The organism is Arthrobacter sp. B0316-5-4 (assembly GCF_059090325.1).
This window is the reverse complement of sequence record NZ_JBNHFN010000007.1, coordinates 83,283-90,980: the sequence shown is the minus strand read 5'-3', so window position 1 is coordinate 90,980 and position 7,698 is coordinate 83,283. Positions and strand designations below refer to the sequence as shown.

Below are 7,698 nucleotides of genomic sequence, written 5' to 3'. Positions count from 1 at the left end.
CGCAGCGCTGATCTGGGCGCTATTGGGGACCGGCTTCCTTGTATACGGCCTCTACTGCGCCGCGACTACCGGCGGCGTTTGGTATCTCATCGCCTCCTCCGTAATCCTGATCGTTTCGGGCGCGGTCTGCCTTGGAAGCGCCGTTCAGACCATGCGCCGGCCGGACCAGCAGCGCTACTAGACACAGCAACACAACTCGATAGCCGACACGGCATCGGAGTGACTCAACGTGCTTCTCAAGTACATCTGACTACTCCCCTGAAGAAGGATCCTAAATTGGATGTCCAACTTCCGGGGACCACTCCATTGCTCCGTCAGTATTTTCGGAAGGGAGATGACCTGAGCACGGTGGATTCGGCAGCTGTATTATTCGCCGCTGATGAGATCAACAGCCGTCCCAGAGCGGTCCTGAGTTGGTCAAGCGCAACTGCCCGATTCGCGGTCTACCACTCCGCTGCTGGGCAGATGGATCCCAGGAACAGCGGAAGCGAGCACACGGCTGCAGCTCTTGCTACTTCGGGCTAGCCGCGTCCTCAAGGAGCTGACGGAACTGGGCTTCGGTATTCAGGGTGACCTTCTTCCCGTCGAGGAAGAAGGTCGGAGTGCCAGTGACTCCAAGAGCTTTTCCGTCTGCAACGTCTTGGTCGATGCGGTCCTTGGTAGCCTGATCCGCGATTGTGGCGTCATATTCCACCATGTCCAGCCCTAGTTCCTGGGCGAGGGTCCTGAACGGTGCTGCTTGGGAATCCTGCTTTTCGCCCCATTCTGGTTGGGTCTCAAACAGCTTGGAAGTCATAGCCTCGTACTTGCCTTGCTGAGCGGCGGCTTCCGCGGCCAAGGCTGCCGTGCCGGAGTTCCGGTGGCCCGGCAGCGGGTAGTAGCGGTGGATGAACGTGATCTTGTCCCCGTATTCCTTCTTCAACTCCTCCACCCAGGGCTCAGCGGCGCGGCAGGATTCGCATTCGAAGTCCAGGAATTAGACAAGTTGGGCTTTCTCCGTGGCCGGGTTCGTGACTCGGTGGCTGTCTTCTCTGGCGAGCTGGGCGTCAGCGGCCGCGAGAGGGACAGCTGGAGCTGGCTTGTTGGCGGTGAGCACGGCGCACCAGATCACGCCGGCGCCTACTGTTGCCGCGAGGAGGATCCATATGGCGATGCGGACCCTCCGGGCGGAAATGACTCGGCTCATCGATCAGCCGGCTTTGTTCCAAGCTCGACAGCCACCGGCTTAGCCGCGACGTCCGATCCGCACCCGGCACAGCAGGACTCCGCTGCCTCCGTGGTTACTGGGCGTACCAGTTCGATCCTCACCGGCGCGGATGCTGCCGGAGTCTTGTCGGTGGGTGCGCAGCAGTCGTCATCTCCTTCGTCGGTGTGGCCGTGATCAGCGTGCGGAACGGCGCAGCAAGCCTCGCCTTTCCAGGCGTTGATGCCTTCCCGGACAGCAATACCTGCAATAACAAGTGCCGCACCGGCATCAGCCCACCACCAGCCCAAGGTGCTGTTCAGGACCAGGCCGATCAGCAGGACGGCGGAGAGATAAGTGCAGAGCAAGGTCTGCTTGGAATCGGCGACGGCGGTCCTGGAGCCGAGTTCCCGCCCGGCACGGCGCTGAGCCCACGACAGCACCGGCATGATCGCCAAACTCAGCGCAGCGATGACGATGCCCGCTGTTGAGTGTTGAGCTTCTCCTGCACCTGTTAGTGAGCGGACTGCGTCCACGGCCACGAATGCGGCGAGGGCGAAGAAAGAGATGGCAATGATCCGCAACGTCAGATGCTCACGCCGCTCCGGATCCTTGGCGGCGAACTGCCAGGACAACGCAAGAGCTGAGGTCACTTCAATGACCGAATCCAGCCCGAAGCCGATCAGCGCGGAGGAGTCCGCTACGCCTCCGGCCCAGAGCGCTACGACTGCCTCGATGACGTTGTATGTAATGGTCGCGGCTGCGAATAGCCTGATCCGGCGGCTCAGGACCGCGCGGCGATCCGACGTGGGCGCATTCACCAAGGCTGTCATGCGAAGCACTCCCCGTCCGGGGCGCAGCAGGCCGGATCCACTGCAAGGACGACGCCGATCAGGTCTTTGATGGCGTGACCAAGTCTGGCATCCGCCAGCTCATACCGACTCCGCCTCCCATCAGGAACCGCAACCACTAAGCCACAGCCGCGCAGGCACGTCAGGTGATTGGACATGCTCTGCCTCGACACTCCCAATGAATCGGCCAGATCCGAGGGATATGACGGGGCATCAGAGAGGGCAAGAAGAACCCGTGCGCGGGTCGGGTCGGACACTGCATAGCCGAATTGGGCCAGTACAGGTGCCTGGGTGAGCGTTTTCATACATCGAAAGTACATCCTGTGCTGTATTCACGCATTTCTGTATTCAACAGAGTTGGCCAGCGAATGCATCCCCGCCCCTTTGCAGTAGTACTAACCTTCGAATCCACGCGGCAGGTGCTACGTTCAGAGCCAGACCTGTTGCGACGTTGGTTAGAAACCGCCCTGTCCCCTATTGGCGTGCAAGCCGTCCACACCGCCCCCGGCGGCTAAATTGTCCGTCCCCCCTGAAGTACAGTTACTGGGTCTGCGAACTTCCCCACGGACGTACCAACATCCCCTGCGGCGACACTCACATCCACGACCTCGCCGGACTCTCCGACATCACCGCATCGCTCACCACAGCCGAAATCGACGGCGGACTCGAACTGATCATGGAAACGGTCGCCACTACTACCTGAATCCCCCGAACCCCACCGCGCTAAGCGCGCGGTTGCAGTGGCAGCCGCGCCATGTTCCCTACGGTGGCGAGTATTCCACGTCTAGCGCGCGTCGTTTGCGTTCTGTGCCTACTGTCTGCCGCCCGAGCGCATTGCCCTGCCGCCTTAGGCCTTCAGCAATGTAGCCGCAGCCAGTCTGTAGGTGCACTCGACACTCAGTTCCTGCGGCCGGACCCAAACTTGATATACCCCTGCTTCGCTAAATAGTTCTCGACCGTCGGTGCTGTCGCTGGCCAGCCAGAGAACTGAAGAGTCGGGCATGGCGTCGTCGACTATTCCGTTCCTGACGATCTCGAAGTCTTTGCGGATCTCCACTCGGATTCCGACTAATCGGTTCCAGCCACGGGATTGGTATGCACCACCGCCGAGCTGCGAACTTCTTCGTTCATGCCTGGAACGGGGATCCTCTTGAAGAGTCGGGGCGAACGGACCAGGACCCGGCCATCCCGACGTCGGTCCATCCGTGGAATCACGAGCGCTTCTTGTCATGGCCGGCTCCTTTGCGGGTGCGTGGTCCCTTTAGTGGAGGTGGCTTCCGCCGTTGATGTCGATGGTGGTGCCGGTGAGGTAGGCGGAGTCTTCGGAGGAGAGGAATGTGATGACGGCGGCGACTTCCTCGGTGGTGGCGTTGCGGCCGAGCGGGATGCCGGCGTTGATGGCTGCTTCCTGCTCGTCGGTGCTGCCGACTCGGATGTTGGTGTCCACGGCGCCGGGGGTGATGGCGTTGACGGTCACACCGGTCTCGCCGATTTCGCGGGCGAGTGCCTTGGTGAAGCCGAGGATGGCGGCCTTGGCTGCGGAGTAGGGGACCTTGCCGAATACGCCGCCGCCGCGCTGGGCGGAGACCGAGGACATGTTGACGATGCGGCCCCAGCCGTTGGCGATCATGTCCGGCAGGAATGCCTTGGTGACGAGGTAGGTGCCGGTGGCGTTGACGTCCATGACCTTGTGCCATAGCTCGAGCGTGGTCTCCAGGAAGGGAGCGGGGGAGGTGATGCCGGCAATATTGGCCAGGGCTCCCACGGGCGGGAGGGTTCCGGCGGCGACTTCGGCTGCGACGGCGGCCTGGGCTGCGGTGACGGAGGTTTCGTTGGCGACGTCGATTTCGTGACCGAACGCCGGGACGTTGAATTCGTTGGCGATCTCAGCGGCAACCTTGGCGGACTTCTCGCCGTCGAGGTCCAGAATGACGATGCCCCAACCCTGGTTGGCGTAGCGGCGGGCGGTGGTCAGGCCGATGCCGCGATCGGAGGTAGCTCCGGTGAGGACAGCGGTGCGCTGGATGGTGGTCATGGTGCTCCTTGAAAGCTTGTGGTGGGCAGGGCTTTGCGGGACGTTTAAGGCGTAGGGCGAGAGAGGAGCCGGCGTCGGCACCGTTCGCGCCATGCGTGATGTGAATCACTGTAGATTGATCAATGTTAACAGTCAACCCTGAACATTGACTGTTGACAGTCAGCATGATGTGCATCACTATGGACGCATCAGTGTTAACAGTCGACAGCGCCGGGCTTCAAGTCCATCGCTTATCGAAAGGGACAACTCCAATGAGCAATGAAGCTCTGAAAATGCGCGGTCACGTGCACGGCACCAAGGACGCGAAGCGCGTCGCGATCGGTTCTGGTGTTGGCGCCGTCATTGAGACATACGACTTCATCGGGTTCGGTACCGCCGCAGCCTTGTACTTTGGCACCGCGTTCTTCCCGACCGGCGATCCGGTGAGCGGAACGCTGGCCGCCTTCGCCACACTCGGCGTCGGCTTCGCAGCACGTCCCATCGGCGGCATCATCGGCGGCCACCTCGGCGATAAGGTCGGCCGCAAGCCTGTCCTCGTGGCTTCCCTGATTCTCATGGGCGTGGCCACGTTCCTCATCGGTCTCCTGCCCACCTACGAGCAGGTGGGCCTGCTCGCTCCCGCCCTGTTGGTCTTCGTCCGTGTGGTCCAGGGCCTGGCCTTCGGTGCAGAATGGGGCGGTGCCATCCTGATGAGCTACGAGCACGCACCGTGGAAGTCCAAAGGCAAGTACACCGGGATCGTGCAGGCCGGATTCCCTGTTGGACTGCTCCTGGCGAACGTTGTCTTCCTCGTCAGTGTGAACCTGGGTGGTGAGCTCGCCTGGCGTGTTCCCTTCCTGGCCAGCATCGTCCTGGTCGCAGTGGGCCTGATCATTCGCTCGAAGGTCCCGGAATCGCCGGTATTCGATGAGGTCAAGGAAAGCGGCTCCATCGTCAAGTCCCCGATCATCGAGGTCATCAAGACTGACTGGCGCAGCATTGTCCGTGGCATCGGCCTGCGCATCGCTGAGACAGCCGGCTACGCGGTGTCCATCACCTATATGATCTCCTACCTGCACACTCAGGAACTGGCGGACAAGACCGAAACCCTGGTGGCCCTCTGCATCGCATCAGCTGTCGGGATCTTCGCGACCATGGCCTGGGCGAGGCTGACCGACAGGATCGGCCGCCGCCCCGTTTACGTCTGGTCTTGCGCCTTCGCCGTACTCTTCGGCATTCCCATGTTCCTGCTCGTGAATACCGGCTTGTTCATCTTCGTGATCGCCACCATCGTCATCTCCTACGCTGTTTGCCAGAACTCCCTTGCCGGCGCCCAAGGCCCCTGGTTCCCGGAACTGTTCCAAGCGAAAACGCGTTCCTCCGGCGCTTCGCTGGCCTACCAGATCTCCGCGATGGTTTCCGGATTCACGCCCTTCATCACCACGCTGCTGTTCGTAAGTCTGGGCTGGATGGGCCCGGCCCTTCTCTTCAGCTTCTACGCAGCCATCGGCCTCTGGGCTGCCCTCGTCACACGGGAAACCTGGGGCAAGCGCGATCGCCATCTCGCCGATGAAGCCACCAAAAACACCCCCCAGTCAGTGACCGCCTGATGACCACCACAGAAGAGGCCCAAATGACAGCACAAACCATGGCAATCCCAACGACGGAACGCATCCACGAGGTTTCCGCCGCCGGCTACCGGATCCGCCACCACACCCTGAACATGGGCGAGGTCCAAGGCCAGGGCTACGTTGGCCAGGCGCTCGGCGCCGCCGACATGCTGGCCTCCGTCTACGCCGACCAGCTCACCTACCGTTCCGAAGACCCGCACTGGGAGGGACGGGACCGGTTCCTGCTCTCCACCGGACACTACGCAATCGGCCACTACGCCGCGTTGGCCGAAGCCGGTATCGTCCCGATTGCCGAACTCGAAACGTACGGCTCCGACGATTCCCGCCTGCCGATGTCCGGCATGTCCACCTACACCCCGGGCATGGAAATCTCCGGCGGCTCGCTGGGTCACGGCCTGACGGTCGCGGTCGGAATGGCTCTTGGCCTGCGTCTTCAGAGCTCCGCGTCCCGCGTGATCAACTTCCTCTCCGACGGCGAACTCGATGAAGGCTCCACCTGGGAGGCCGCCATGGGTGCGTACCACCACCAGCTGGGCAACCTGACAGCCATGGTTGACATCAACGCCCTCCAAGCCGACGGCGCCACGGACACCGTGCTCCGCACCGAACCGGTCACCCAAAAGTGGGAATCGTTCGGTTGGTACACCCAGCGCGTGGACGGGAACGACGTCGGTGCGTTGCTGGCAGCGTTCGACAACATCGCCGCGGTTGCGGCACCAGTCGGACGTCCGTCGGTCATCCTTTGCGACACCAAGGTTGGGCGCGGCGTGCCGCTCCTGGAGACCCGCGAAAAGGCGCACTTCATGCGCATCGAAGAAAACGAGTGGCAGATCTGCCGCGAACAGCTGACCGCAGGATACGAAGGGACGGCATCAGCATGAGCACAGTTACCACGACGGCGGCCGGTGCCGCCGCCGCTTCGGCGGCCAAGCCGAAGCTGAAGACCTCCGCCATGATCGCCTCCTTCGCTGATCCTGGCCAGAAGACCACCTCCGCTCCCTTTGGGCATGCGCTGGTCAAGGCCGCCGAGGCTGATTCCCGCATTGTTGGCTTGACCGCTGACCTGGGTAAGTACACCGACATGCACATCTTCGCCAAGGCCTACCCGGAACGGTTCTTCCAGATGGGAATGGCCGAGCAGCTCCTGTTCGGTGCCGCCGCAGGCATGGCCGAAACCGGGCTGATCCCGTTCGCTTCCACCTACTCCGTCTTCGCAGCCCGCCGCGCATATGACTTCCTCTGCCTCGACATCGCCGAGCCCAACCTGAACGTCAACATCATCGGCGGGCTCCCCGGCCTGACCACCGGATACGGACCCAGCCACCAGGCCACCGAAGACATGGCGATCTTCCGCGGCATGCCCAACCTGACCATCGTGGACCCCTGCGACTCCCTGGACATCGAGCAGGCAGTTCCCCAGCTCGCTGCATCTGACGGGCCCACGTACCTCCGCTTGCTGCGCGGCAATGTGCCCACCGTATTGGATGAGTACGACTACAAGTTCGAGCTCGGCAAGGCCAAGGTCCTGCGCGGCGGCAACGATGTTGTGTTCGTTTCCTCAGGCCTGATGACCATGCGTGCGCTACAGGCAGCAGATGCCCTGGCGAAGCACAACGTGGATGTCGCCGTGGTTCACACGCCCACCATCAAGCCCTTCGATTCCGCCACAGTGCTCGCAGAGCTGGACACCGACCGTCTCGCCGTGACGCTGGAGAATCACACCGTTGTCGGCGGCCTGTTTGAAACTGTTGCCTCCGCCGTCGTCACCGCTGGCCTCGGCAAGCGCGTGGTTCCCATCGCGCTTCCGGACCAATTCCTCGACGCCGGTGCGCTGCCCACGCTGCACGAACGGTACGGCCTGTCCGTCGACCGTATCGTCGCAAAGGTGCTCGCCGAGTTGAGCTAGGCGTAGAGGCCACGACGAAAGCACGGTCCCGGACCGGGTCCGTGCTTTTGTCGTACCATCGAAACAAACCAACGACTGTAAACAGTCGAATTACAACATTGAGGACTGTGGCC

Annotated in this window: 7 protein-coding genes and 1 pseudogene; 4 read left to right on the top strand and 4 right to left on the bottom strand. The window is 62.2% G+C overall.

The window, feature by feature from the left end; all coding sequences use genetic code 11:
• Positions 1–181, top strand: a 181-nt coding sequence (locus AC5RU9_RS20470; RefSeq protein WP_494017935.1) for a hypothetical protein, incomplete at its 5' end; no start/stop codon positions are given.
• 330 nt (positions 182–511) lie between these two features.
• On the opposite strand, the pseudogene AC5RU9_RS20465 reads toward AC5RU9_RS20470, so the two are convergent.
• From AC5RU9_RS20465 to AC5RU9_RS20450, 4 genes and pseudogenes are all read right to left on the bottom strand, one after another.
• Positions 512–1,186, bottom strand: a pseudogene (locus AC5RU9_RS20465) (DsbA family protein).
• A complete protein-coding gene (locus AC5RU9_RS20460; protein WP_494017934.1) occupies positions 1,183–2,016 on the bottom strand; it encodes a cation diffusion facilitator family transporter in 834 nt (277 codons plus the stop codon). The pseudogene AC5RU9_RS20465 and the gene AC5RU9_RS20460 overlap by 4 nt, the downstream one beginning before the upstream one ends.
• Positions 2,013–2,339 carry an ArsR/SmtB family transcription factor gene (locus tag AC5RU9_RS20455; protein ID WP_494017933.1) on the bottom strand — a complete coding sequence of 109 codons (327 nt, stop codon included), beginning with the start codon at positions 2,337–2,339 and terminating at the stop codon, positions 2,013–2,015. Before AC5RU9_RS20455 ends, AC5RU9_RS20460 begins: the two co-directional genes overlap by 4 nt.
• A 956-nt stretch (positions 2,340–3,295) precedes the next feature.
• Positions 3,296–4,069, bottom strand: coding sequence for an SDR family NAD(P)-dependent oxidoreductase (locus AC5RU9_RS20450; RefSeq protein ID WP_494017932.1), 774 nt, complete (start codon positions 4,067–4,069; stop codon positions 3,296–3,298).
• Between the two features lie 251 nt (positions 4,070–4,320).
• On the opposite strand from AC5RU9_RS20450, the gene AC5RU9_RS20445 reads away from it, so the two are divergent.
• Genes AC5RU9_RS20445 through AC5RU9_RS20435 form a run of 3 tightly spaced genes read left to right on the top strand, consistent with a single transcriptional unit; the run spans position 4,321 to position 7,585 of the window.
• Entirely contained in the window at positions 4,321–5,658 is a 1,338-nt protein-coding gene (locus AC5RU9_RS20445; protein ID WP_494017931.1) for an MFS transporter, read from the top strand.
• 38 nt (positions 5,659–5,696) lie between these two features.
• The gene (locus AC5RU9_RS20440; RefSeq protein WP_494017939.1) at positions 5,697–6,560 is read left to right on the top strand and encodes a transketolase; all 864 of its coding nucleotides are present in this window, start codon (positions 5,697–5,699) and stop codon (positions 6,558–6,560) included.
• Positions 6,557–7,585, top strand: coding sequence for a transketolase family protein (locus AC5RU9_RS20435; RefSeq protein ID WP_494017930.1), 1,029 nt, complete (start codon positions 6,557–6,559; stop codon positions 7,583–7,585). Before AC5RU9_RS20440 ends, AC5RU9_RS20435 begins: the two co-directional genes overlap by 4 nt.
• Positions 7,586–7,698: the final 113 nt, after the last annotated feature.